This window comes from Emticicia oligotrophica DSM 17448, assembly GCF_000263195.1.
Taxonomy (GTDB): Bacteria; Bacteroidota; Bacteroidia; order Cytophagales; family Spirosomataceae; genus Emticicia; species Emticicia oligotrophica.
On the sequence record NC_018748.1, the window covers coordinates 2,624,807 to 2,650,669 of the forward strand.

The following is a 25,863-nucleotide window of genomic DNA, read 5'->3' on the forward strand; positions in this document are numbered from 1 at the left end:
TTGTGGAAAACATGGTTGGGGCTGTACAAAAAACACTTATCCTATTGCTTTTGATAGGCTTGGGATTAGCTCTTAGGAGTAAAATTAAAAACAAGACCGAAATAAATGGTGTAAAAGAAATTATCCTTTCAATTGCCTTACCTTCAACGGTATTTATCGCATTGATGGGGATAAAAATTAGTGTTTCATTGCTTATCTACCCTATTCTTGTACTATTATTTAATTTTTTTATTTTTCTTTCAGCTCCTTATTTTCTGCCAATCTTTGGTATTGATAAAGAAAGTTCGGCTGGCCGTACACTCACCATGCTATTACCTTCATTGGCACCCGGATTATCAAGTTTTCCGTTTATTAATGAGTTTTTAGGCGATGAGTCATTGGCACTTGCAGCCATGGGTGATGTAGGAAATAAGTTTTTTGCCCTAAATTTCCTTTACTTCATAGCCATGAAGATGTATTTAAAAAATAACCAAACCGATGCAATAGAAGAGAAAGGTAAAATAAAAGCTTTATTGCTAAGTTTGGTTAAAGAACCCATCAACATCATTATGTTATTGGCCATTGTATTTCTTTCATTTGGCTTAAATATGAAGTCGTTGCCAACGGTAGTAGTCGATCTTTTCAATCGAGCAAGTAGCTTGATGACACCCCTTGTATTGATATATATTGGTTTGGCGGTTCAGTTGAAAGAAGGGAAGATCAAATTAGTTAGTTCTATTTTATTATTCAGAGCAGGTATTACCCTTTTATTCAGTGTATTAATCATAACAATCTTTAACATCAACAATCCTAACCTAATTTTGCTTGCCGTAGCGGTGCCGCTAAGTTCTTGTAGTTTTTGGCCTTTTGCTCATATTTCTGCGATAAATATGAAAGAAGATGACAAAAACTATTCGAAGGAGCGTCGAACTTTCGACCTTAACTTAGCGGTACTTATTCTGGCTTTTTCATTACCATTATCTACGATTTTGGTGATGGGAATTTTAGCATCAGGACAGTTTTTTGCTCAGACGAGTACGTTATTAGGCTTGGGTTTTATTCTCACAGGTTTGGGTTTAGCTCCGCATGTATTTAGGAAAACAAAAACCTACATCAAACTTTCAAAAGTGTCAAGTTAATTTAAGGTTGAATAGATAAAGCTAAGTCCACCAACTTTTTTTGAATCGCATCTATAACTAAACTAAATACCAAAATTATCTACCGCGTTACCGAAAGGAAACGTGGTAGTTTTATTTATTGCTAAAAAATTTAATTTATAAAGACAACCTTTAAATAGATAGCCAACTTTAGGTTGAATAATATTGAAAATTCCTACAAAAAAATCTATTTCTGTTTCATTTAAACTACAACCAATTTTAAGAAAAAAGTCCCTTTTTTCTTAAAACAAAAAGGGACTTTTTCTAAAAATTGGATTTGGTATATTTTATTGTACAAAAGGCTTACCCTTCGGCTGCAACAATCTGAAAACGTCGGATTGCAGCTACGGTAATGCCAACAATTATCATTAAGAAACCTATCCAGAGTAAGTTAATATGCGGCTTTTCGGTGGCTTTTAATACAATGAATTCTCTCTGACCACGACTAACAGTAAAGGCAAATTTTCCCGTAACAGGGTCAATTCTGGATAACTGTATTCGAAGCCCCATTTCATTATTGACTTCTGGCTTGCTCCAAACTTCACGGTTACGAATCGCAAAAACTGGTCGCATCTTCACTGCCACATTTCTATCTAAGATTTTTACTGTAGCACGTGCAGCGGCATCGCCATCGGCTAATTGCATGCCATCTACTTCACGAACACCCTCAACATTCTCAAGAATAGCTACATAGTCGTTAATGAAGAAAGTATCACCTACGGCCACCGCAAATTCTTCAGGGCGGCTCCAGTCGCGTTCGTCTTCTGCTACAGGTGGGCCTGAAACGAAGGCATAAATATCTTTATTCCAAAACTTCTTAATATCAGGCGAGAGTACAGTACCCATTTTTTCGTTATCCTGTACACGTGGGTAAAGATTAAATTTCTTGCCATCTTTATCCGAGTATTCAATTTGGAAATAGGTATTTTCTGCTTCATATTCGAGTGTATCGCCACGCTTATAGAACGTTTTATCACCATCTACCACATCTGCACGGGCAATTCCCTTATAATTACTACCAGGTACAGGCCAAATATACTTTTTCTCAATATAGCCCGGTACGTTTCTCACATCAACGAACTGACCTTTGTATGTAAATGAAAAATCACTTAATTCCGTCGGACGGTTTAACCATAATAGTGCATTCTCTTTGTTATCTTCTTCATTTTTGAAGATTTTCGCTCCCGAAAAATTCAAAGAGACAACTTTTGAGTATCCCGAAGAAAACATAATACCAAGTAACATTACTGCTAAGCCAATGTGCGTGATTGCTCCACCAGCAACCTTGAATTTTCCTTTCAAGATATCCATTAAGATATTACCATTGGCAACAATACTAAACATTGATGCCGTAAGTAAAACGATGTATTTCCAGTTATTAACTTTTGCGAAGGTAATTACCAAAGTCGCAAGTAAAAGCGTGATAATTAGCGGGTTGAGTAATTTATTGAGACTTTCTTTCTGTACACGTTTCCACCAGAAAAACTGTGCAACACCAGTAAGGGCAGTAATCAGAATGAAAAACCACATTTGGAATTGTGTAAAATGCTCCACCTGATTTGTCGGTAATGCCATATTAAGTTTGGCTCCGAAAATCTCGGCTACTTTGTTATAAACAGGAATAGAAGTGGTTACAATTACTTGAAAACCTGCTAAACAAAGCATTAAAACACCCGTAAATACCCAAAATTCACGTGAATAAGTAGAAACTTCAGCTTCATCTTGTGGTAAATGTTTCCAACGGATAGCAGCTAAAACTACGGCAAAAACAATGAAAGTTAACAGATAAACCAATAACTGTCCAGAAAGACCTAAATCAGTAAATGAGTGGACAGATGCATTGCCTAAAATACCGCTTCGAGTAAGAAAAGTTGAGTAAAGAATCAGAATAAACTGAGCAATTACCAACACAATCGTATATTTAAGAGCAGTTGTATTTTTGCGTGCAAGCAGCATCGTGTGGAAGCTTCCAACCAAAATCAGCCAAGGCACATAAACTGCGTTCTCAACTGGGTCCCAGTTCCAATAACCACCAAAATTAAGTGTTTCATAGGCCCAAATTCCACCCATCATGATACCTGTTCCTAAAACTACTGCCGAAACGAGTGTCCAAGGTAAAGATGGTTTAATCCACTCGGTGTATTGTTTTTTCCAAAGACCAGCGATACAAAACGCAAACGGAACAAGTGTAGTGGCAAAACCCAAGAAAAGGGTTGGAGGGTGAATAACCATCCAGTAATTTTGTAGTAGTGGGTTTAACCCATTCCCATCTTTAGGAATAAAATTTGGATTGGTTTTCCAAATGGGAATATTCGGCATTGACTCTTTCAATGTCAAAAATGGTGAGCTACCAATTTTGAAATCACCCCACAAAACTACACCTAAAATCATTGAAGCCAAAAATCCCTGAACCATTGCAAAAATGGTCATTGTTGGAGCTTCCATCGCAGCATTTCTACTTTTACGAAGCGTAGTATTAATTAATAAAACGCCTAAAACAACATTCCAAAACATCCACAGTAAAAAACTACCTTCTTGGTCTTGCCAAAAACACGAGATAGCATAGCCTAAAGGTAAACTCCACGAAGAATTGTCCCAAGCATAATGGTATTCGAAGTAATGATTGAAGATGATACTAAGCAAAGAAAAACAAATGGTGATTACTGCTAATGTATGTACATAGAAAGCACCACGAGCAAATTTTAACCATTGTGCTGTTTCTTCTTTATTAGTCAAAATCTGTGGACGAGTAGCCTGCCAGTAAGCATACGTTGAAATTAAGGCAGCTACGAAAGATATAATGGTGGAAATATGTCCGATATTTCCAATGTATGGTCTTAACATGATAAGTATCGTATCGGGCAAAATCTAGCTAGATTTACCTGAAAATGAATAATATTTAGTTCGTTTTAGAAGAAAAATTGAACTCTAAAGCTCAAATCTACCTTAAACATTTAAAATCAACCTAACCAAGCCGACCAAGGAATACGGCTAAGAATTAGTACCAATGCTAAACCAAAGAAAATAGCAGTTTGCTTAAATTTGCGACCATTACCCACTGCACGTTTTACACGAGCATTACCGATTGTAACCAAAACAACTGCAATTAAGTTAATTACTGGGTGTTCAACTGCATACTGACGAAGTTGGCTATCTTTCATGGCTACTTTCATATCAGCAAAAGCAGATTGTGTAATTGGAGAAATAAACAATAATATTAAGCCCAATAAAAACATTGTGTGAGTAGCAATCAAAGCAAATTTATTGAGTTTGAGGTGGCTTTCTTCAAATGTTTTTTCGCTACTTGAGCCAATAATGCCGTTGATAGTAGCCGCCGCCAATAAAGCCAATGCTACAAAAGCTAAATATGAGTGAATTGGTTGGATGATTGAGTACATATTTTAAATTAATCTAAATAAGGTTATTAAAAACTTCTGCGAAGTTACGCCATAAACAGTTAATAACATAACTTCGCAGAAAGTGCTTTGTTTTTTTGTAGGAAGTTTGTTTTAAAAGAAAAAACATAAATGAAGATTTTTAGATATATAATTATTTCGATTGGTTTGTTTTTAGTGCTATTTACTTGGTTTTTTCCACAGTTTTTTAGGTGTTTTTTTGTTGAGTACGACGGTTTCAAAGAAATAAGACCTCATATTTTTGTTGAATCAAAGACTACAAAAAAACAGCAAGATTCATTGCTAAGATTTGTTTTGCAAGCAGAGAAACGGCTAGTAGATTTTTGGGGAAGAAAAGATGGTGAGGCGAAAATTTTATTTTGTAACACCCCGCAAACCTACCAAAAATACGCTAAAACAACGGAAGGTGCAGGATTTAGCATTGGTACACCTTTAGGTTCTTGGATTATTTTAAATAAAGATGGTCTTAATACTGATGTGATTGCCCATGAAATGTGTCACGACGAACTCATGACTCGCCTAGGTTGGTGGAAAACCAAACAAGAAATTCCGACTTGGTTTGATGAAGGTTTGGCTCTAATGCTTGATTATCGGTTTGTGAGTAGTCAAGATTCTATTCAACGATACATTGATTACCGAACCGAACTGAGCTATTTAAGCCCAGTTCCGATTCCGCTTAACAAACTAAATACCCAAAAAGACTTTTTCGGGCAAGGCGAACTTTACACTAAAATTGCATACTTTACTTCGGCTGTTGAAGTTTCCCGCAAGATTTCCATGAAAGGCAAAAAAGAAATTTTCAGAATCATGAATAAAACCGAAAAAGACGGTAAGTTTGAGTTTTGATTAAGGTAATGCAAAAGCCAAATATTTATCACCTGATGGTGTCTTTAATTTGCCACCACCACAGGCGATAACTACGTATTGCTTCCCTCCAACGGCATAAACACTTGGCGAAGCATAGCCTGCTGCTGGTAGTGTTACTTGCCAGAGTATCTTACCTGTTTTTCGGTCAATGGCTCTAAATTGATGGTCTTTTGTGGCTGCAATAAATAAGATACCTCCCGCCGTAACGGCTGGTCCTCCGTAGTTATCAGTACCAGTTACAGGAATTCCCTTCGCTGTGAGTTCTGGATATTCTCCCAGTGGAATTTGCCAAATAAGCTTTCCGCTGTTCATATTAATGGCCGTGAGTGTTCCCCAAGGTGGGGTACTAATAGGGTAACCGTTACTATCATACCAGCGATTATAACCTGTAATTTTATATGGGCTTTCCGAAAGATTTGACTTGTTGACTGTTTTTATCAAGTCATCTTTTCCGAATAAAAACTGAATAATTGCCTTACTTTCTTCGGTTTTGATATGGGTTAAGGCAGGCATACGTCCACGCCCTTTTGATATGAGTTGTAGAATGACTGCTTCATTATATTTTGTTTCAATGTTATGGAGTGAAGGAAATGTTCCATCTTCGTTTCCTTCACGATTGACTCCATGACAAGTCATACAATGGGTTTGATAGAGCTTTTTGCCCGAAGAATAATTAGATTGGTTATTAGTAGTTGATGGTACATCGACCAACGAACTATACACTGGATTTTCTTTGGCCGGAACATACATAATGCTATTTTCATCAACCGCTGCACCGCCCCATTGAGCTCCGCCATCGGTTCCAGGAAAGAAAACCGTTCGATTTTTACCTAATGGAATAAAAGCTTGACCCGTAGATGCTTCCTTCATTTGTGCGACTATCTGTTCTTTGTTCGAAGCAAATGGATTTATATCGTTAATAGTAAAGCTTTGTCGAGTAAATGGTTCGGGTAAAACTGGAAACGGCTGTGTAGGAGATGTTTGCTCTCCTTTGATAGTAGAAGCCATAACCGCACGCTCTTCGATATGAAAAATAGGTTTTCCACTCACTCGGTCGAAGACAAAAGTGAATCCCTGCTTGCTCAATACCGACACAACATCAATTTTTTTCCCATGTTGAGTTATGGTAAATAAGTTTGGTGGAGCAGGAATATCTCTGTCCCAAATGTCGTGGTGTACTGTCTGAAAATGCCATAGTCTTTTACCTGTATTGGCATCTAAAGCCAGCAAACAATTAGCAAAAAGATTGTCTCCTTTTCGATTGCCTCCATAAAAATCAAATGCTGCTGAACCAGTTGGAGCATAGACAATCCCTCGTTTTTGGTCGATAGCCATTCCCATCCAATTATTCGCTCCGCCAATATTTTTATAATTGTCTTTTTCCCATGTCTTGTAACCAAACTCATTAGGGTGAGGAATTGTATGAAATGTCCAAAGTTTTTTCCCTGTTCGTGCATCAAAAGCCCTAATATCACCTAGCAAAGCCGTTGCACTCTCCGAGACCCTCATGCCTACAATCAACGTATTTTTATAGATTGCGGGTGGTGTGTTCAAAACTACGTATTCATCGGCACCAGGGCGTTTAATTCCATCAATTAGATGAATTTTCCCCTTCGTACCAAACGATAAAATCGGCTGCCCATTTTTAGCATCTAAGGCGTAAAGAAAAGCTCCGTAACCGAAGAATATTCTCTCTTCACGTCCGTCTGTCCAATAACTTATACCTCGACTGGTCATACTGAAAGTATTATCTTTTAGTTCAGTTTTCCATATTTCTTTACCTGATGCAGCATCTATGGCAAATGCTTGTGAACCAGCCGAAACCCCATAAAGAATTCCTTTGATAATTAATGGATTACATTGGATTTGGGTAGCGTTTTTCATGGTATCTGCCCCTCCCGAACTGTAAACCCAAGCTAATTTTAAGGACGAAACATTCTCGGGTGTAATTTGCGAGAGTGCTGAATAATGATTGCAATTGTCGCCACCATTATAACTTGGCCAATCGTTTATGCCAATATTTTCTGTATTGGAGAAAAGAAAAAATGATACAAAAAAAACTACTAAGACTTGAATAGTAGTCAAGTATCGTTTTCTGAACAGTTTTTGCATTGTTGAAGAATAATGTGGCGTTTTTCTGAAAAATAATACCAATATTACAAACTATAAACAGCTAAAACAAATGTCTGAGTATATTCAAAATGAAAGTTTGTGAGGATGATAAATGGTTGAATATTAGTTATTTATACAGAAAGTGCTCTTTTTGAAGTGTATGATTGGCAGAGAAAAATATTATTTTACAAAAAACTTGACGAACTTTACGTTTTAAAAATACAAAGATTCTAAACTTCAATGAATATTCTAATACTTGGTTCGGGCGGACGTGAGCATACTTTTGCTTGGAAAATTGCACAATCAAAAAACTGTACGAAACTTTTTGTTGCACCTGGAAATGCCGGAACAGCACAACTAGCAACCAATCTAAATATTGGTGTAAACGATTTTGAAGCCATTGGCAATGCAGTAAAAGAAAACCAAATTGATATGGTTGTGGTTGGGCCAGAAGAACCACTTGTGCGGGGAGTAGTAGATTATTTTAAAAAAGATAAAACTCTTAAAAAAGTAAGAATCGTTGGCCCCGATGCTTCAGGAGCAAGACTTGAAGGAAGTAAAGATTTCTCAAAGGCTTTTATGCAGAAATACAACATTCCTGCTGGAGCTTCAAAAACTTTCACGAAAGATACCCTTGCGGAAGGTTTGGCTTATCTCGAAACTCAATCTTTGCCAATCGTATTGAAAGCCGATGGTTTGGCTGCAGGAAAAGGTGTAATCATTGCTGAATCAATGGCCGATGCTAAAACGGCACTTCATGAAATGCTCGCCGAAGCCAAATTTGGCGATGCCAGTAGCAAAGTGCTTATCGAACAGTATTTATCGGGTATTGAACTTTCAGTTTTTGTATTAAGCGATGGTAAAAATTATAAGATTTTACCCGAAGCTAAAGACTATAAGCGAATTGGCGTAAATGATAAAGGCTTAAATACAGGTGGAATGGGAGCGGTTTCGCCAGTTCCATTTGCTGATGCCGATTTTTTGGCCAAAGTTGATGAACGAATTGTGAAACCCACACTTGAAGGCCTACAAGCAGAGGGAATCAAATATGTAGGATTTATTTTCGTTGGTTTAATGAATGTTAATGGCGACCCTTACGTAATTGAATACAATGCTCGCATGGGAGACCCAGAAACTGAAGTAGTTTTACCGAGAATCAAAACCGATATGGTAAAATTATTGAAAGCAACGGCCGATGGAAAGTTAGATAAGATTAAACTAACCATAAATCCGAAAGCAGCCATTGCTACAGTTTCGGTTGCTAAAGGATACCCAGAAGATTACCGTAAAGGTGATGTGATGACGATTCCAGAAGCTGATAAAGATACGATTATTTTTCATGCTGGAACAAAAATAGCTACTGATGGAAACGTAGTTACGAGTGGCGGACGTGTAATCGTAACAACTGCTATGGCTCGTACGCTAAATTCTGCCCGCAAAAAATCGCAGGCAATGGCAAAAAAGATTATATTTGAAGGAAAATATTTCCGCAATGACATCGGTAAAGACTTATTGAAGTTTTTAAAGGATGAAAATTCGTAAAGAAATTAAACTTATACCTGCTCAAAAGGAATTTGTGGAAGATTTGAAACATTCATTAGAATAAGTAGAATTATATTTACAAGGAAAGATTCGGTTATAAGATGCTTTTGAGTTTTTAGAGGAGTTAAAAAGAGAAGAATTAAACTTCATGCCGTAGGTATGAAACATTTTCTTAATTAAAATCCCGAAGGGATTTTAATTAAACGGTTGATATTTTAATTAAAATAACAACTGACCATTAGGCAAAATGCCTAAACTTTCATTAAACCCATTCGTGGGTTGAACTATAGATATATACAAAAAAAATGGGCTGTGGACAATGTTCATCGGGAGGTTGTGGAGCAGTTAAAGCAATAGGCCAAACCGAAAAATCGAATCATAAAACCGTAGCAGGATGCTCATCTGGAGGCTGCTCAACGGGTGGATGTAATAAAATGAATGCGTTTGACTGGTTATCTAATATGGATGTACCACGTTCAATGCGTTATGATGTGGTGGAGGTGAAGTTTAAAGGCGGACGTAAAGAGTATTTCCGCAATTCAAATAACCTAGACCTCTACACTGGCGATTTCGTAGTTTGCGAAATGGCTTCGGGCTATCATATTGGTACTGTATCACTGCAAGGCGAGCTAGTACGTTTGCAAATGATAAAGAAAGGTATCAAAGACAATGAAGAGCTTCGTAAAATTCTACGTGTAGGTACTGAGCGAGATTTAGAAAAACACCAACAATCTATTGCACGCGATATACCTACAATGTATCGAGTGCGTGAAATTGCCAAGGAATTGAAGCTACAAATGAAGATGTCAGATGTGGAGTTTCAGTCTGATAACACAAAAGCTACCTTCTACTATTCTGCCGACGACCGTGTCGATTTTCGTGAAATGATTAAAATTTTGGCTTCTGAATTTAAAATCAGAGTTGAAATGAAACAAATCAGTTTACGTCAAGAAGCTGCACGCGTGGGTGGAGTTGGCTCATGTGGGCGTGAGTTATGTTGCTCTACATGGTTGACTGATTTTCGTGCCATTCCTACTTCAGCAGCACGTTATCAGAATCTTTCGCTTAATCCGGCCAAGCTTTCTGGGCAATGTGGCCGTTTGAAGTGTTGTTTAAACTATGAGTTAGAAACTTATCTCGATGCCCTAAGCGATATTCCAACTGTAGATAAACCTTTGAAAACAGAAAAAGGGATAGCGGTATTACAAAAGACCGATATTTTTCGTCGAATCATGTGGTTTAGCTACAATAATGATATTAACTGGCATTCGCTTCCAATTCATCAAGTAGTAGAAATTATGAAGATGAATGAAAATGGAATTTTACCTAATTCGCTCGAAGACTTAAATATTGTTGACACAGAGATTTTGGATAAGAATGCCCCTAAAAACTCTGACTTAGACCGTTTGGATAAAAAATATACTGATAAGAAGAAACAGCCACAAAACCAGGTTAATAGAAACCAGCCTAATCGCCCGAATAATTCACCCCAAAATAATCAGAATAACAAAAATGCTGATTCTACGAAGGTGCAAGAACCTGTTTCTCAAAAGCAGCATAATCAAGGTAAACAAAACCAACCGCAAGGAAATAACCAGCAGGGTGGAAAGCCACAAGGAGATTCTCAAAAAAATCAAGGTAATAATCAGCCGAGGGGAAATAACCAGCCAAATAATCAGAATAAAGGTAATAACCAACAGGCGAATCAAAAACAGCAAAATCAAGGCAATAACCAGCCTAAAAACCACCCGAATAATCAAAAGCAGGGTAATCAGAATCAGCAGGGAAGCCAACCAAATAACCAACAAAAGCAAGCTAACCAGCCGAATCAACAACCTAAGCAGCAAGGCGGTGGACAAGCGAAACCAAACCAGCCACAAGGTGGAAATCAAGGCCAGCAAGGCGGTGGAAAGCCAAACCAAAATCGACCGAATAATAATCAAGGTGGTGGAGGCAACCAACCAAAACACCAGAATAATCAGCCTAAAAAGGGAAATCAGCAAAATCCTCAGCAAAAGCAAGGAGATAAGCCTAATCAGCCAAATAAACCTAATGGTGCTGCCTAAATATTAAGAAAATCCTGTAAGTGTTGAATAAACCTTACAGGATTTTAATCATAAAATGAAGCAAGGCTTCGTTTGTAAAAATACAAAAGAGTTAATTGATATGAACAACAAACAAAAATTGGTACATTTCTTCAAGCAATCAAGCACTATTATTTCGGCAATTTTACTATCAGTATGGGTTTTGTCGTGCGATAGCAATGCCATTTATAAGTCTTATGAAGATTTAAAAGATACCAATTGGTATGTGAAAAATATTCCTTCGTTTGCATTTGAAGTTAAAGATGAAACGATTCCATACAATATTTATATCCTCATTCGTAATGCATCTCAATACCCATACAATAACCTTTATGTAACACGCTACATCTACGGACCCGATGGTAAGCCGCTTAGTAGTCGTTTGGAAGAACTTACACTTTTCGACCCTAAAACGGGTAAACCATTAGGAGAAGGATTAGGCGATATTTTCGACCATAAGGTTCTGTCTAGCCAAAACTTTAAGTTTCCTAAGAAGGGAAAATATACTATCAAATTGAAGCAATATATGCGTCAAGACCCTCTTCCATTCGTTATGTCGGTGGGAATAAGTGTAGAAAAACCGCTTCCGACAAAACAATAACTAAGCATTTGAAGTTTGAATTTATGAACGCCAGAGGGAACGTAAACGCTTGAAAGTTTACATACAGAACTCAAGACTCATTACTCAAAACTCTCATGTCATTTTTACCTCTTTTTCCTTTAAATTTAGTGGTTTTCCCGCATGAAGACCTAAATTTACATATTTTCGAACCTCGGTATCGACAGCTTATCAACGAATGTTTAGAAGAAAATAAAACATTTGGAGTACCATCTTTTATCAATGGTAAACTTCGAGGTTATGGTACTGAAGTTGAAATCAAACAACTCTCCAAACGCTACGGAGATGGTCGAATGGATATCAAAACACGTGGTTTGCGTATTTTTAGAATCGTAGATTTCCAGAATCCAGCAAAAGAAAAACTATACGCAGGTGGAGATGTGATTTTTGTGGCAAATGAAGACTTAAACGAAGAAATTAATCCCTATTTACTTTCTTTGGTAGAAAGACTTTATCAACTTCTCAAAATAAAAGTCGATTATGCCAAACCAGAATACATGCCATTTAGCTACCGAATTGTGCACAAAATAGGCATTACGGTTGCCGAAGAATACGAACTATTGACTACACCTGATGAGCGGGTGCGTCAAGAAATATTAATTGAGCACCTTGAGCGAATTATTCCTGTAGTAACTGAAGTGGAACGAACCAAGGAACGGATAGCCATGAATGGTCATTTCAAAGAACTCGACCCTTTGAATTTTTAGGAAAAAATGCAATCTTTGGGGTAACCAAGATTGCATTTTTTTATAAAACCCTATTTCCTAACTTCGTCAATGAGAAAACTATTCCTTCTTTTAGGCATTTTATGTTTGTTTCAATCTGCTTTTAGTCAAGCTCTTACTGTTGAGAAAATTATGCAAGACCAATCGAAATGGATTGGCACATCACCTAGTAATATTTTTTGGTCGGAAGACGGAAAAACTATCTATTTTTCGTGGAATCCAGATAAAAATAAGGGAGATTCTCTCTATAAATTTGTATTGCCAAATACAACACCAGTAAAGGTTTCTCCGCAAGAACGCAGAGCTTTGCCCTCACAGTCAGGTACTTATAATCAGAGTCGCTCAATGAAAGTCTTTGAAAAACAAGGCGATATTTTTGTAATTTATACAAAGACCCTGAAAACTCGTCAACTGACCAATACAATTGAGCGTGAGTCAAATCCATATTTCAGCGGTGACGAAACGAAGGTTATTTTTAGTCGTAATAATAATCTTTATAGTTTAAATTTAGAAGATGGGGCCGTTACGCAACTTTCAAACTTCATGAATGGTAGCAAAAAAGCTGAGGCTAAACCCGCCAATGATGAGGAAAAATGGTTGAAAGCCGACCAACTAGCAATGTTTGAAGTGCTGAAAGAGCGTAAAGATAAAAAAGATGAAGCCGATAAATTAGCTAAATTAGATTTAGCTAAACGGCCAAAAGAAATTTATCTTGAAGATAAATCCTTGGACTTTCCACAAATAAGTCCTGACCTTCGTTATATTACCTATCGTCTTGGCACACCTGCAAAAAATGCTAAATCGACAATTGTACCAAGCTACGTAACAGAATCTGGTTTTACTGAAGATATTCCAGCACGAACCAAAGTTGGAGCTCCGATGGGTTCTTATGAAAATTTCGTTTATGATATTAAGAAAGACTCTGTTTATCAGGTAATTACAAAAGATATTCCGGGTATTACCGACCAACCAGAATTCTTGAAAGATTACGCCAAAAAAGATACAATTAAGAAAAAGCCCGCTCCAAGAAAAATTATCATAATGGGTCCTATTTGGTCGCCAAGTGGTAATTATGCAGTGGTTAATATTCGTTCGGTTGATAATAAAGACCGCTGGATTATGCAGCTTGACCCTGCAACGGGTAAACTTAAATTACTCGACCGTCAACATGATGAAGCATGGGTAGCAGGCCCAGGAATTGGCTTTAACTTAGGAGGTGGTAGCCTAGGTTGGGTTGATACTCAGACACTTTATTTCCAATCTGAAGCTGATGGTTACTCGCACCTTTATACCATAAACTTAGAAACAGGAGAGAAAAAACAACTCACAAAAGGTAAGTTTGAGGTACAGCAAGTTCAACTTTCAAAAGATAAAAAATCTTTTTATCTGACCACCAATGAAGTACACCCAGGTGAACAACATTTTTATAAGATGTCGGTTGAAGGTGGAGAAAGAGTCAAACTCACAAGTATGGTTGGAGCTAATGATGTAACACTTTCGCCAGATGAGTCGAAATTGGCAATTAGATATTCATACATCAATAAACCTTGGGAATTATTTTTACAAGAAAATACCCCAAATGCCAAAGCCGAACAACTTACTTCTTCATTGACTGAAGAATTTAAGGCGTATTCATGGAAAGAAGGAAAAGTGATTTCTTTCCCGGCACGAGATGGGGTAGAAGTTTACGCTAGAATATATGAGCCTACAGCCAAATTAAAGAATAAGAAAGCAGTAATCTTTGTTCACGGAGCTGGTTATTTGCAAAACGCACATAAATGGTGGAGCCAGTATTCACGTGAATATATGTTCCATAATTTATTGGTTGATAAAGGCTATACAGTCTTGGATATTGATTACCGAGCTAGTGCAGGTTATGGCCGTGATCATCGTACAGGTATCTATCGTTTCATGGGTGGGAAAGACCTTGAAGATAATGTGGATGGAGCAAAATTATTAGTTTCAAAATATGGTATTGACCCTAAAAAAATAGGAATCTATGGTGGTTCGTATGGAGGTTTTATTACTTTGATGGCCATGTTTACAACGCCTGATGTTTTTGCAGCGGGAGCGGCTCTTCGTCCTGTGACAGACTGGGCAGCTTACAATCATGGATACACTGCCAATATTTTAAATGAGCCACAAACCGATAGTTTAGCTTATCGCAAAAGTTCTCCAATTTATCATGCGGCAGGTTTGAAAGGGCATTTACTCATTTGTCATGGAATGGTAGATGTGAATGTGCACATTCAAGATTCTTATCGTTTAGTACAACGCCTTATTGAATTGAAAAAGGAAAATTGGGAAATGGCAAGTTACCCGATGGAAGACCATGGTTTTGTAGAGCCAACCTCATGGATGGATGAATACAAGCGTATTTTGAAGCTATTTGAAGAAAGATTGAAGTAATTGAAGTTGCCCTCGGCTTCGCTCGGGCTACGGGTTAAAATAACCCTAAGGTTGCCCGAGCGAAGCCGAGGGCTAATACAAGCATGGCACACCTCTCTATCAGAAACAGGTGTGCCATGTTTATTTTATATTCTTTAGTGCTTTCGACTCCGCTCAAGCAGCGAAGAATTAAAAGTAAAATTACTTCAAAATCGGCTCTAAATCAGCACGATTATCAGAAAGCCACTGTGTAATATCTTTCACGATTTGCTCTACACCAATTTCTGGTTTCCAACCTGTTAGGGCTGTAACTTTAGAGTTATCGGTTACATACAAACGAATATCTGCTGGGCGGTTTTCTTTCACTTTATTGATTGGAATAGTTTTGCCTGTTACTTTTTGACAAATCTCGGTTAATTCCTGTAATGAAACACTTACATCTACACCACCACCAGCATTCAAGATTTCGCCATTGACTTTTTCAAAATTATGAATTTGCCAGTCGATTAAGCGGTAAAGGTCAGCTACGTGAAGAATATCACGCGTTTGTTTACCCTCTCCACCATATCCAATGTAAGCCAATTGTTGCTCAAAGAAGTGTTTTGCAATCCAAAGAACCATCACGCCTTGGTCAACTTTACCCATTTGCCAAGGTCCAGTCAATACACCGCAACGATTGATAACAGTATTGAGCTTATAGAATTCGTTGTATTCTTGAATAATTAATTCAGACGCTAATTTGGTAGTGCCATAAAGAGAACGTACGCCATCTAAAGGAAAATCCTCTGCAATACCCTTTGCCGAAACACCTTTTACTGGTTGATTATCAGTAAGTTCGAAGCGAGTATCTTTCTCAATGAAATCTAAAGTTTCTATGGTCTTGATTGGATAAACACGACTCGTAGAAAGAAAAATAAACTTAGCATTACACTTGACTGCGTAGTTTAAGCAATTGACGGTTCCGAAAAGATTGGTATTTATTAAATAATCTGGTGTACCGCCGTTGATACCCGCTAAAACCGAAGGTTCGGCCGATGCTTCAATAATCGTATCTACCATTGGAAGCGAATCGAAATCTTCCTTACTACGAATATCACCATGAACAAAAGTAATTCCTGCTTTGGTAAGACGAGCAACATTTAATTCAGAACCTTTACGACGAAGATTATCAAGGCAGTAGATTTCGTAAGATGGATAATTTTGTTTGAGCGAAAGTGCTAATGCTGAACCAACAAAACCAGCTCCACCTGTGATGAGTATTTTCATAAAATTTAATTATCTAAGAAAAAGAGTTTTTCGTAATTATTTGATTAAATATTCAAAGGCTTATTGGTTGACCAAGGAATACGTTTGAGATTGATATTTTCAGTTGGACGAATGATTAATGGTACTTTCTCAACCTTCACAGAACTACTGTCTAAGCCAAACCACTTATCTTCCGATGGCGTAAAGCCCTTAATGAAGAAATAAGCCTTCATAATTAAGTTTTCAAAATATGAAAGTTCATTATCATAAGATAAAAAACGTTCGAGAACTACAAATCTAAAATCTCCAATGACATTATGTCGGTTCAATGATTCATATCTACTTCGAATATCAACTTCTCCATTTTTTACCATATCCTCTAATACTTTTTTGAAGTATAAGTTTATCTTATTTGGTACTCGAAAACCTAAACGAAAATTGACCTTATAAACGTCATCATTGGCTACATTCATGACTTTATATTCCATTGTATTAGGGTCGTCAACGGTATCAATGTGAACGAACCAATATACATCAGCTCTTTTTGGGCGTTTTTGAAAAATAGAATAAATGATTTTTGTCTCAATTTCAGAGGCTCTACCCGCATTGCTCAAAAATACTAAGTGTGTGGCATACTTTGGTACGGTTATATCTTTGCTAAGTTCTTTGAGTGATTCTATGTATTTACTGAGTTTTTCATACTCAGTTAAACGAGCTTTAATTTTTGATGCACTTAGCCAAATATACATGACAGATATCATGATGATAGCAATGAGCATTGATACCCATCCCCCGTGCATGAATTTCTCTAAGTTGGCAATTAAGAAACAACATTCAATGAAGAAAAATAGGAAAAAATAAATAACTACCCATGAAAAACGTGTTTTCTTAGCATATAGAAAATAGCTAAACAAGAAAGTATTCATGAGCATTGTTAAAACAATCGCCAAACCGTAGGCTGCTTCCATAGCTGAAGAGAGTAGTACTTTATGTCCCTCGATGAGCGTCATTTCGTCGGCAACACGACTGAAATACGTGATTACGCCAATGCATCCAATGTAAAGCATGATGTTTACGCTTGGTATGTAAATTTGTCCTTTTTGCTCTGATGGAAAATTAATCTTGATTTTAGGCCAAAAGTTTAGGCGAATGGCTTCTGAAATTAGCGTAAATACTCCAGTAAGCATTGCTTGACTCGCAATAATGGTGGCCATTGCGGCAATAACAATTCCAAAAGGTAAGAACCATTGTGGCATTAAATCGTAAAATGGATTACGACTACCAAGTTTTTGGCCATTTAGGCTCATTACATAAACTCCTTGCCCGAAGTAATTGAGTAACAGGCAGATTTTTACAAATATCCAGCTAATTCGAATGTTCCCTCTCCCAACATGCCCCATATCCGAGTAAAGAGCTTCTGCACCAGTTGTACAAAGAAAAACTGAGCCTAAAAGAAGAAAACCGCCTGGGTGATTAACTAAAAGCTGGTAAGCATAATAGGGGTTAACGGCTTTGAATACCGAAAAATCTTGAATTATATGGAGAACTCCGAATATACCAAGCATCGAAAACCAGATGGTCATGATGGGGCCAAATGCTTTACCCACAGTATTTGTTCCAAGCACTTGCACGAAAAAAAGCCCTGAAATAATGGTAATGACAATGGGTACAACTTTAATATTAGGGTATAGAATAATTAGACCCTCAACTGCTGATGATACAGAAATAGGAGGGGTAATGATGCTATCAGCAATCATCGTACTTCCGCCTATAATAGCAGGAATGGTAAGCCATTGTGCATGACGTCTTACGAGTGTATAAAGAGCAAAAATGCCGCCCTCGCCACGGTTATCAGCCCTCAAAATTAAGATGACATATTTGGCAGTTGTTTGTAGGGTAAGAGTCCAAAAAACACACGATAACGCTCCGAAAATGATTTCTTCACTAATAACTTCGTTACCTGCAATAGCTTTTAAAACATAAAGTGGTGATGTCCCAATATCTCCGAATACAATCCCTAATGCGATTAAAAGACCTGCTGCTGAAACTTTATCGAGCTGATGGTGGTGGCCATTGCCATGCTCATTTGTTAGTTGACCCACTTAAATACTTAGTTATTTTTGCAAAAAAAGTTTGCAAATATAGATTATCAGAATCAATTTGAGTAAGTTTTATAAAAAATGTTTCATAAAGAAGGTTTACATTGCCATTTTTGTAGAAATAATACTCTATTTACGTAGATTTTATAAGAATAATACAACTTCAACAAAACCAAATAATTGACAGACAATCATGTACGAAAATATTCTCTTCGAAATATCTGATAGTGTTGCTACTATTAAATTAAACAGGCCACAAGTATATAATGCTTTAAGTACTTCATTGATTAATGAAATTACTGCAGCCATGGAAGTGGCTTCTACTAATGAAGCAATTAGAGTAATTATCATTACTGGAGAAGGAGATAAAGCCTTTTGCTCAGGGGCAGATTTGAAATCTGGTTTGGACGGCGGTTTAACGTCTTTAGGCGATTCGCTTAGAAAAAACTATAATCCAATGATAAAGGCGATTCGCAATGTTGAAAAGCCCGTGATTTGCCGCATGAATGGAATTGCTGCTGGGGCAGGAATGTCGTTGGCTTTAGCCTGCGATATGATTATTGCCAATAAGGATGCCTACATGAGCGAACTTTTTGTTGGTATTGGTTTAATGCCTGATGCGGGTTCGATGTATTTTCTTCCAAGAATTGTTGGAATGCAAAAAGCCTTTGAACTTTGTAGTACAGGTAGAAAAATCTACATGGATGAGGCACTAAGTTTAGGCCTAGTTACGAATGTTGTACCTTATGAAAAATTAGATGAGACAATCAACGAACTAACATCTTATTATAAAAATGCTCCTACAAAGGCCATTGGTTTGATGAAAAAAGTATTGAACCAATCTTTTAATAGTTCGATAGAAGAAATCCTTGAATATGAAGCGGATAATCAGGATGCTCTTGGTAAAACCTATGATTTTGCTGAAGGTGTAATGTCCTTTTTACAGAAAAGAACACCAATCTTCAAGGGTAAATAAATTTCAAGCAACCGAATTTTAACAAACTACGTCATAACACAACTATAATGAAAAATTTGTCAATAATAGTTTATGATAGAAGCTTTACAAAGGGTTTTAGTATTGTTATTAGTTACGACCTTAGTTAGTAAGGCACAAGTTCCTAGTGGTTTTGTTGACCAACTACATTCAGATGGTTGGCAAAATCCTACCGGTCTTACGTTCGATTCGAATGGTAATATGTATGTTTGGGAAAAAGAAGGTAGAATATATGTAGTGGAGAATAACAACAAAACCCTTTTCTTGGATATTTCAGAGGAAGTTGCTACTTATGGTGACTATGGCATCTTGGGTTTCGTATTAGACCCAAATTATATCAATAATGGTTATATTTACTTGTATTATGTAGTAGATAGATACTATTTGTTTCATTATGGAGAAATAGATTATGACCCATCCTATTCGCTTGAAGGGGCTACAATTGCCCGTGTTACAAGATATACAAATCCAAATCCTGACAATCCAACTACAATTGATTATGGCTCACGTTTAATATTATTAGGTGAAACAAAATCAACGGGTATTCCTATTACAGGCACAAACCATGCTGGAGGAGGAATGGCTTTTGGCAATGATGGAACATTATTAATAGGTACTGGTGATGGCGGATTAGGTATCAATTATGATGGAGATGCTTTAGCAGATGGCATTATTTCCGAGTCTGAAAGTTTAGAAGATAGAGTTTACCGTTGTCAGATAACCAATTCATTAAATGGGAAGGTACTTCGTATCAATCCTTCGAATGGTGATGGAGTAGATGGAAATCCTTTTTTCGATTCAAATGCTCCACGTGCGGCTCAATCAAGAGTGTGGGCCTTAGGTTTTAGAAACCCGTTTAGGCTTTCAGTCAGACCAAACTCTGGCTTCCCAGGAACCGTGTATGTCGGTGAAGTTGGTTGGAATAATCGTGAAGAATTAAATGTGATTTCAAATGGAGGGTTGAATTTTGGCTGGCCAATTTACGAAGGTAATGATAGACCAACTCTTTGGTCAAATCCAACTTATGTTCCAGGCACATACAAAAAACCGACTGTTGAATGGATTCATGATGGCTCACAAGAAGATATTTCAGCCAGAGTTATTATTAACGATACGGCTCATATTATAGGTTCAGAAGAATTTCCGGGTAATAATTTTACGGGCACTTGTTCTATTGGAGGAATTTGGTACACGGGTACAACCTTCCCAGAAGAATATCGAAATACTTATATTTTTGCCGATTTTACACCGGGCTGGATAAAAAGCTTTTCATTTGATAACAGCAATAATCCAACTTCTTTTAGAGACCTCCATACTGAGGTATTAGGAGTAGTTACTTTGGCCTACAACCCTGTTGATGAGTCGATTTATTATGTGAAACTAGGATTCAATGAAGGTGACCCCATGGAGGTAAGGAAAATATCTTACGTTGCGGGTACAAACGTAAAACCTACGGCAAGATTTAGTTTTACGCCAAAGTATGGTGCTTCTCCCTTGAATGTCTCGTTCGACGCTTCGAGTTCAACGGATCCTGAAAATACTTCTGGACTTACTTACACATGGAATTTTGGTGATGGACAAACAAGTACAGGTATAGATACTAACCACATTTTTGATAATGGAGGCACTAACCCACAAGCATTTACAGTCAAGCTTTTAGTAACCGATGAACAAGGCCTCGTAGATTCTACCTCAGCGATTGTCTCTCTTAACAATACACCGCCAATAATTGATTCAACCAGTGTTGATAATATTAGTTTCTTTAATAATAATGGCACAGATTTATTAGTTTTATCTGCTCAAGCATCTGATAATGAAGAAGACGCAAGTCAGCTTACTTATAAATGGAACGTTAGGTTACATCATGATGAACATTCACACCCAGCTTTAGATGTAACCCAACAAAATACTCAACTTAATCTAGAAATTGTTCCGTGTGATGGACATCTCTATTTCTATAGGGTTACACTAAGGGTTACGGACTCTTATGGCTTATTTACTACATATACAAAAGATATTTATCCAAACTGTAATCCTTCAGATACTACTCCTCCCGACGAACCGCTAATCAAACTTTATAATGTTACCGATAACTCGTTTTATTTAGCATGGGATAGTGTTTCAGATAACGCTGGAATCTCATTTTACGAAGTGTTTATCAATGGCGTTTCTAAAGGTATTTTAAATGCACAAACATTCACTTATCAATACACGTCTCAAACTAGTATATTTAATCAGAGTTTTGAATGTTATGTAAAAGCCATTGATTTAGGCGGAAATGCTACGGCTAGTACTAAGCTTTATTTTGTGGCAAAAAACAATAGTTTAGAATATCTTTCTGACCTTACCCCAATTTCGAGTACGAATGGTTTTGGCCCGGTAGAAATAGATAAAAGTAATGGAGAAGATGTAGAAGGAGACGGAAAAACAATTACACTCAATGGTGTTACATTTTCGAAAGGGCTTGGTACGCATGCTGATGCAGAGATTATTTATTATTTACCAAGCAATCAATACAGTTTATTTAAAACAAAAATAGGAATTGATGATGAAGTGCCCAATGGTAACTGTGGAAGTGTGATTTTTAAAATTTATAGAGATAATGATTTGGTGTATATGAGCCCAATAATGACTCCCACGTCGGCAACGATTGATGTAAGTATAGATGTCAGTAATGCTAATCAACTAAAATTGATTACAGATAATGCAGGCGATAATATCTATTGCGACCATGGCGATTGGGCAGATGCAAAATTGATAAAAGTTACAGATATTAGTGATATTACACCACCATCTACACCTCTCAATGTAGCAGCTAATGCACAGATTGCTAATAATTATCAACTATCATGGAGTGGTTCGATTGATGATACAGATACAAATTTACAATATGAGATTTTAGTGAATGGCGTAATCATTGATAGTACTACTAGCCTAACTTACCAATTACCAGCTTTTAATTCGGGTACTTACATTGTATCAGTTCAAGCTAAAGATATGGCTAATAATAGAGCTTCGAGTAAATCTTTGGCACTTATATATACTCCTTGCGAATCAAGTCTTAACCTTTCGGAAGCAATAGATTATATCTCAACTAATGGCATCACACTCAAAGCTGGAGATTCTATCAATGCGTCGAATAGAATTATTGGTAATTCTAGAGTTAATTATCAAGCTACCAATAACATTCTATTATTACCAGGTTTTAGTGTTGAAAATGGCAGTACGTTTAAGGCTACTATTCGGGGATGTGACAACTAATTTTTTGCTATTATACCAAAAATAATAATAGTAACGGTGTCAGAGTAATTTACCTTAGCACCTTATTATTTTAGCCCCTTACCAAACCACGTTCTCGGAGGTAATTATTGGTCATAACCTCTTTGTCAGGGTTTAATACAACTTGCTTGAGCACCTCACATACAAAAAGTTCGTGGTCGCCTGCATCAGTCGAATGTAATACTTTACATTGTAAATACCCAATACTTTCCAAGAGAAAAGGGCATCCCCTTTCATCTAATTCATACTTTAGATTCTTAAATTTATTAGAATCTAAACCACTCTTTCTACCTAATTTTGGAATTAAATTGGTTTGCTCTTTGGCTAATAAATTGATATTCAAAATCTTCGATTGTCTGACTAATGAAATTGTATAATCAATTTTATAAAGGGCTACACAAACTATTTTGCCGCCCATAGCAACTTGCATAACCCACGTGGCGATATTGGCATTGATTTGCTCTGCATAGCTGGTGGTTATCGAATGAACATCGTAGTTCTTATATTTTAGCAAGGATTTAGACATCTTGACCCAAGGATTTCATTTTATCATTAAACGTTGTGTTTTATTGAATGTTTAAAATAAATGTATATACATAAATTTTTCAACAAATATTTGTATTTATTTGATAAAAAATTTAATATTACAGCGAAATTAATCGAAGCTAAACTTCTTATTGAAACAGTAAAAGTAGTAATTTCGTTACTTACGAACGATAAATCATTGCTTGATGTGATGGCGGATAGTGGAAAATAGTGATGATGAGTCTATTAAAAGATATTGCAATTGTGGGTAATGCCTTGGTCTATGCAGGGGCACAACCAGTAAAATAAGATTTTGATACTTACCCTAAACTAAACATTAGCCCCAGTCGAAATTCGGCTGGGGTTTTATTTTTTTATTTTAATTTACGAATCAGCACATCTCCATGCATGGTTTTCATCATGATTTCTGGCCCACCTCCATTGATTTTGCCGTAAGTCCATTCGTCTTTCTGAATTTTGTAAAGCCCTTTCTCTTTATCAGCAGTTTGTTTGATTTTAGCAGGCGTTTTATCTACTTCAATATCAAAGTCAGTAAGCACTTCACCCATATCAGATTTGAGTTTTACGTTAGCTTTTAGCGAAGCTGGAAAACTAATATCAACATTGCCATTGAGTGTAGTAAATGCCATTGGCGTATTGGGCGTAATATCAGTAAAATTAATGATGATATCTTCATTGATGGTGTTAGCCACAACGCTTCCCGAAATATTTTTCATTTTAATCTCTCCATTAATATTCGAAATTTCGTGGTTGCCTGATACATTTTCCACATAAATATCACCATTGTTGATAGTTTTCAGCTTTAAAGATGATTTACGAGGTACTTTGATAGTTAAATTGACCTTCATGTTTACGCGGTCGATACTTACATTGACATTATTGTTTTGCTCGCGAGCGATGAGTTCGAAGCCATCATTTGTTGAGATTCGTTTCATACCATCCGTTCGTTCATTCGATTGTTTTTTCTCCGAAATGGGAGCTATGGCATCAATAATAATATCTTTACCTTCATAACTAACTACTTTTATTGAACCCGTAATTAAATTTACATTTATTTTAGCTTCTTTGGCTGGGTCAGAAAGTGGTACAATGAGTTGGTCGCGGTCTTGAGCGAAAGTGCTTAATGCAGAAACTGAAAGCATTAAAGCAGAAAATATGATTTTATTTGTCTTCATTTTATTTTTGTTTATGCACAAACTCAGTTGAATGTTTATGCTTTTTTGATATAAATATTTCCGTTGAAAGTTTCGAATTTTAAGTTTTTACCACCTTTTCCAATCCTAATTAAGCTACCTTTGCTAAGCTTGTGAGTCGTTCCTTTTTCTGATTCTTTGGTTGTTCGCATAACTTTGGCAGGTAGTGTTTCTACTTCCTCAAAATCAGTGAAAAAATCTCCTTGGAAAGTTTTAAACTCACAATCGGCCGAAAAATTGGCAGGATAACTGATATTTAGATTCCCATTTAGTGTATAATACTTAGCATTATCGGGTGGTAATGTTAGGTAATTGATGGTTACATCACCATTAATTGTATGCACATCATTGGCCGCTTTAATGTCTTTTAGCGTAATTTTTCCATTGATATTGTTGGCTTTTATTTGCCCATCAACTTCATGTACATGAATATCACCGTTATTAATGGTTGAAACCACTAAATTCATAGATTTAGGTACTTTTATCGTAAAATTTAGGTTACTACGATAGCGAATTTTGCGGTTATCATTGTTCCATCTATCTTGGTTTCTGTTCGGACGAGAATCCCACGGTTCTGCAATGTAGGCAAATAAACTATCGCCTTTTTGCTCAAATTCCAGTTTAAATTCTCGCTTTCCCTTTTCTAAATCCTCCTGTGTTTCGGCCGAAAGTGTTTTGTCAACTTCAATTGAAACTTTATTGCCAGCATAGCCTTCGACCTTAATAAAGCCATCAATATTATAGACGGCCAGCACGCTATTTGGTGAAACAGTGAATTCTTTTTGTATTTTTTCACTGAATTTGGTGTCTTGGGCAGGCGTTTTTATGCATGATAATACCAACCCCGACAAAATCGGGACAATTAACTTTTTCATAATTTTGTGTTGTTTTGTTTTTACGAAAGTACTTGAATCGTCTGCTCAATTTTACCTTTTACAGCTTCATTGAGGTTCTCTTTTTGTAGTAATTGCTTAAATTGTTTGATTGAGCGTTTTTCTTGTAATTTGACCATCGCATCGGCAAGTGCCACTTGTACCAATGGTGATTCTTGCTTCATCAATGACTGTACTAGGCCTTCACGTACTTTTGGATTATCGGCCAACTGAACCAATGCTTCGAGGGTAACGAGTCTTACATTTTCATTGGGGTCAGAATTGAGCGTTGTAAGCAAGGCATCAATTATTTTATCATCAACTTTGGGTAATTCTTGCGTATAACTCACCGCTTTGAGGCGTTCGGTGGCCGTTGGATTTTCAAGCATCGAAAGCATCATCATTTCTTTCATTTCCTGTACTTCAGATGAAAGCTTTTTTACATCTTCTTGGCTACTTGTAACTGTACTATTGGGTTTTCCAGAAAAATAACCAATACTTACACCTACAACTAAAATAACTAAGCCATAAGCCCAATTATAGGCAGGTTTGTAGGTGAATATTTGTTGTAAATCAGTAAAGCGTTTAGTCCAAGAATTTGCTTTTTTCTCTTCTACTTCGGCTTTGTAAGTTTCGAGCATGGCATGAAAACTGGGTTTCATATCACGACTCGGTTCTGGTGTTTGTAGGCGACCGAGTTGCTCCCAAAGCGATTTTTCAATATCATCAAATTGTTCGTTCATAAA

At 36.8% G+C, this 25,863-nt stretch carries 19 protein-coding genes; 10 read left to right on the forward strand and 9 right to left on the reverse strand.

Annotation, left to right across the window (positions count from 1 at the left end; genetic code table 11):
• The first annotated feature begins 11 nt into the window (after nt 1–11).
• A complete protein-coding gene (locus EMTOL_RS10965) occupies nt 12–1,118 on the forward strand; it encodes an AEC family transporter (protein ID WP_015029352.1) in 1,107 nt (368 codons plus the stop codon).
• Nucleotides 1,119–1,439: 321 nt separating this feature from the next.
• Here EMTOL_RS10965 and ccsA read toward each other — a convergent pair whose 3' ends face one another.
• Nucleotides 1,440–3,980 carry a cytochrome c biogenesis protein CcsA gene (gene ccsA / locus EMTOL_RS10970; RefSeq protein ID WP_041693528.1) on the reverse strand — a complete coding sequence of 847 codons (2,541 nt, stop codon included), beginning with the start codon at nt 3,978–3,980 and terminating at the stop codon, nt 1,440–1,442.
• Nucleotides 3,981–4,096: 116 nt separating this feature from the next.
• On the reverse strand, nt 4,097–4,534 hold the full coding sequence (locus EMTOL_RS10975; RefSeq protein WP_015029354.1) for a hypothetical protein: 438 nt from the start codon (nt 4,532–4,534) through the stop codon (nt 4,097–4,099).
• Between the two features lie 129 nt (nt 4,535–4,663).
• Between EMTOL_RS10975 and EMTOL_RS10980 the strand changes: the two genes are divergently transcribed.
• Entirely contained in the window at nt 4,664–5,398 is a 735-nt protein-coding gene (locus EMTOL_RS10980; protein WP_015029355.1) for a hypothetical protein, read from the forward strand.
• Here EMTOL_RS10980 and EMTOL_RS10985 read toward each other — a convergent pair whose 3' ends face one another.
• Nucleotides 5,399–7,531, reverse strand: coding sequence for an outer membrane protein assembly factor BamB family protein (locus EMTOL_RS10985; protein WP_015029356.1), 2,133 nt, complete (start codon nt 7,529–7,531; stop codon nt 5,399–5,401). It abuts the gene before it with no gap.
• 240 nt (nt 7,532–7,771) lie between these two features.
• Here EMTOL_RS10985 and purD point away from each other — a divergent pair, with 240 nt between their 5' ends.
• The 5 genes from purD (at nt 7,772) to EMTOL_RS11010 (ending at nt 14,910) form a co-directional block, all read left to right on the forward strand.
• Complete coding sequence (gene purD / locus EMTOL_RS10990; protein WP_015029357.1) at nt 7,772–9,073, forward strand: phosphoribosylamine--glycine ligase; 1,302 nt, start codon at nt 7,772–7,774, stop codon at nt 9,071–9,073.
• Between the two features lie 305 nt (nt 9,074–9,378).
• Entirely contained in the window at nt 9,379–11,139 is a 1,761-nt protein-coding gene (locus tag EMTOL_RS10995) for a PSP1 domain-containing protein (protein ID WP_015029358.1), read from the forward strand.
• A gap of 100 nt (nt 11,140–11,239) precedes the next feature.
• Nucleotides 11,240–11,758 carry a gliding motility lipoprotein GldH gene (locus EMTOL_RS11000; RefSeq protein ID WP_041694076.1) on the forward strand — a complete coding sequence of 173 codons (519 nt, stop codon included), beginning with the start codon at nt 11,240–11,242 and terminating at the stop codon, nt 11,756–11,758.
• A 95-nt stretch (nt 11,759–11,853) separates the two neighbouring features.
• Nucleotides 11,854–12,483, forward strand: a complete 630-nt coding sequence (locus EMTOL_RS11005) for an LON peptidase substrate-binding domain-containing protein (protein WP_015029360.1) — start codon at nt 11,854–11,856, stop codon at nt 12,481–12,483.
• Between the two features lie 69 nt (nt 12,484–12,552).
• The gene (locus EMTOL_RS11010; protein WP_015029361.1) at nt 12,553–14,910 is read left to right on the forward strand and encodes a prolyl oligopeptidase family serine peptidase; all 2,358 of its coding nucleotides are present in this window, start codon (nt 12,553–12,555) and stop codon (nt 14,908–14,910) included.
• A 180-nt stretch (nt 14,911–15,090) separates the two neighbouring features.
• Here EMTOL_RS11010 and EMTOL_RS11015 read toward each other — a convergent pair whose 3' ends face one another.
• Nucleotides 15,091–16,155, reverse strand: a complete 1,065-nt coding sequence (locus EMTOL_RS11015) for an NAD-dependent epimerase/dehydratase family protein (protein ID WP_015029362.1) — start codon at nt 16,153–16,155, stop codon at nt 15,091–15,093.
• A 44-nt stretch (nt 16,156–16,199) separates the two neighbouring features.
• Nucleotides 16,200–18,236, reverse strand: a complete 2,037-nt coding sequence (locus EMTOL_RS11020) for a KUP/HAK/KT family potassium transporter (protein ID WP_015029363.1) — start codon at nt 18,234–18,236, stop codon at nt 16,200–16,202.
• A 190-nt stretch (nt 18,237–18,426) separates the two neighbouring features.
• Between EMTOL_RS11020 and EMTOL_RS11025 the strand changes: the two genes are divergently transcribed.
• On the forward strand, nt 18,427–19,209 hold the full coding sequence (locus tag EMTOL_RS11025; protein WP_015029364.1) for an enoyl-CoA hydratase/isomerase family protein: 783 nt from the start codon (nt 18,427–18,429) through the stop codon (nt 19,207–19,209).
• Between the two features lie 72 nt (nt 19,210–19,281).
• Nucleotides 19,282–22,488: an NPCBM/NEW2 domain-containing protein gene (locus EMTOL_RS11030; RefSeq protein WP_015029365.1), complete on the forward strand. Its 3,207-nt coding sequence runs from the start codon at nt 19,282–19,284 to the stop codon at nt 22,486–22,488.
• A 70-nt stretch (nt 22,489–22,558) separates the two neighbouring features.
• Here the strand turns inward: EMTOL_RS11030 and EMTOL_RS11035 are convergent, their stop codons facing one another.
• Nucleotides 22,559–23,032 carry a flavin reductase family protein gene (locus EMTOL_RS11035; protein ID WP_015029366.1) on the reverse strand — a complete coding sequence of 158 codons (474 nt, stop codon included), beginning with the start codon at nt 23,030–23,032 and terminating at the stop codon, nt 22,559–22,561.
• 60 nt (nt 23,033–23,092) lie between these two features.
• Here EMTOL_RS11035 and EMTOL_RS22425 point away from each other — a divergent pair, with 60 nt between their 5' ends.
• The gene (locus tag EMTOL_RS22425) at nt 23,093–23,263 is read left to right on the forward strand and encodes a hypothetical protein (RefSeq protein ID WP_015029367.1); all 171 of its coding nucleotides are present in this window, start codon (nt 23,093–23,095) and stop codon (nt 23,261–23,263) included.
• A 142-nt stretch (nt 23,264–23,405) separates the two neighbouring features.
• Here EMTOL_RS22425 and EMTOL_RS11040 read toward each other — a convergent pair whose 3' ends face one another.
• From EMTOL_RS11040 to EMTOL_RS11050, 3 genes are read right to left on the reverse strand one after another with little or no spacing between them, the layout of a single operon-like run.
• A complete protein-coding gene (locus EMTOL_RS11040) occupies nt 23,406–24,227 on the reverse strand; it encodes a DUF4097 family beta strand repeat-containing protein (RefSeq protein WP_015029368.1) in 822 nt (273 codons plus the stop codon).
• 35 nt (nt 24,228–24,262) lie between these two features.
• Nucleotides 24,263–25,120, reverse strand: a complete 858-nt coding sequence (locus EMTOL_RS11045; protein WP_015029369.1) for a DUF4097 family beta strand repeat-containing protein — start codon at nt 25,118–25,120, stop codon at nt 24,263–24,265.
• A 20-nt stretch (nt 25,121–25,140) separates the two neighbouring features.
• Complete coding sequence (locus EMTOL_RS11050; protein ID WP_015029370.1) at nt 25,141–25,860, reverse strand: HEAT repeat domain-containing protein; 720 nt, start codon at nt 25,858–25,860, stop codon at nt 25,141–25,143.
• Between the last annotated feature and the right edge of the window lie 3 nt (nt 25,861–25,863).

Coding starts and splice junctions, on each gene's coding strand:
- EMTOL_RS10965 (WP_015029352.1), top strand. CDS start 12: ATGGTTGGGGCTGTACAAAAAACACTTATCCTATTGCTTTTGATAGGC.
- ccsA (WP_041693528.1), bottom strand. CDS start 3,980: ATGTTAAGACCATACATTGGAAATATCGGACATATTTCCACCATTATA.
- EMTOL_RS10975 (WP_015029354.1), bottom strand. CDS start 4,534: ATGTACTCAATCATCCAACCAATTCACTCATATTTAGCTTTTGTAGCA.
- EMTOL_RS10980 (WP_015029355.1), top strand. CDS start 4,664: ATGAAGATTTTTAGATATATAATTATTTCGATTGGTTTGTTTTTAGTG.
- EMTOL_RS10985 (WP_015029356.1), bottom strand. CDS start 7,531: ATGCAAAAACTGTTCAGAAAACGATACTTGACTACTATTCAAGTCTTA.
- purD (WP_015029357.1), top strand. CDS start 7,772: ATGAATATTCTAATACTTGGTTCGGGCGGACGTGAGCATACTTTTGCT.
- EMTOL_RS10995 (WP_015029358.1), top strand. CDS start 9,379: ATGGGCTGTGGACAATGTTCATCGGGAGGTTGTGGAGCAGTTAAAGCA.
- EMTOL_RS11000 (WP_041694076.1), top strand. CDS start 11,240: ATGAACAACAAACAAAAATTGGTACATTTCTTCAAGCAATCAAGCACT.
- EMTOL_RS11005 (WP_015029360.1), top strand. CDS start 11,854: ATGTCATTTTTACCTCTTTTTCCTTTAAATTTAGTGGTTTTCCCGCAT.
- EMTOL_RS11010 (WP_015029361.1), top strand. CDS start 12,553: ATGAGAAAACTATTCCTTCTTTTAGGCATTTTATGTTTGTTTCAATCT.
- EMTOL_RS11015 (WP_015029362.1), bottom strand. CDS start 16,155: ATGAAAATACTCATCACAGGTGGAGCTGGTTTTGTTGGTTCAGCATTA.
- EMTOL_RS11025 (WP_015029364.1), top strand. CDS start 18,427: ATGTACGAAAATATTCTCTTCGAAATATCTGATAGTGTTGCTACTATT.
- EMTOL_RS11030 (WP_015029365.1), top strand. CDS start 19,282: ATGATAGAAGCTTTACAAAGGGTTTTAGTATTGTTATTAGTTACGACC.
- EMTOL_RS11035 (WP_015029366.1), bottom strand. CDS start 23,032: ATGTCTAAATCCTTGCTAAAATATAAGAACTACGATGTTCATTCGATA.
- EMTOL_RS22425 (WP_015029367.1), top strand. CDS start 23,093: ATGTATATACATAAATTTTTCAACAAATATTTGTATTTATTTGATAAA.
- EMTOL_RS11040 (WP_015029368.1), bottom strand. CDS start 24,227: ATGAAGACAAATAAAATCATATTTTCTGCTTTAATGCTTTCAGTTTCT.
- EMTOL_RS11045 (WP_015029369.1), bottom strand. CDS start 25,120: ATGAAAAAGTTAATTGTCCCGATTTTGTCGGGGTTGGTATTATCATGC.
- EMTOL_RS11050 (WP_015029370.1), bottom strand. CDS start 25,860: ATGAACGAACAATTTGATGATATTGAAAAATCGCTTTGGGAGCAACTC.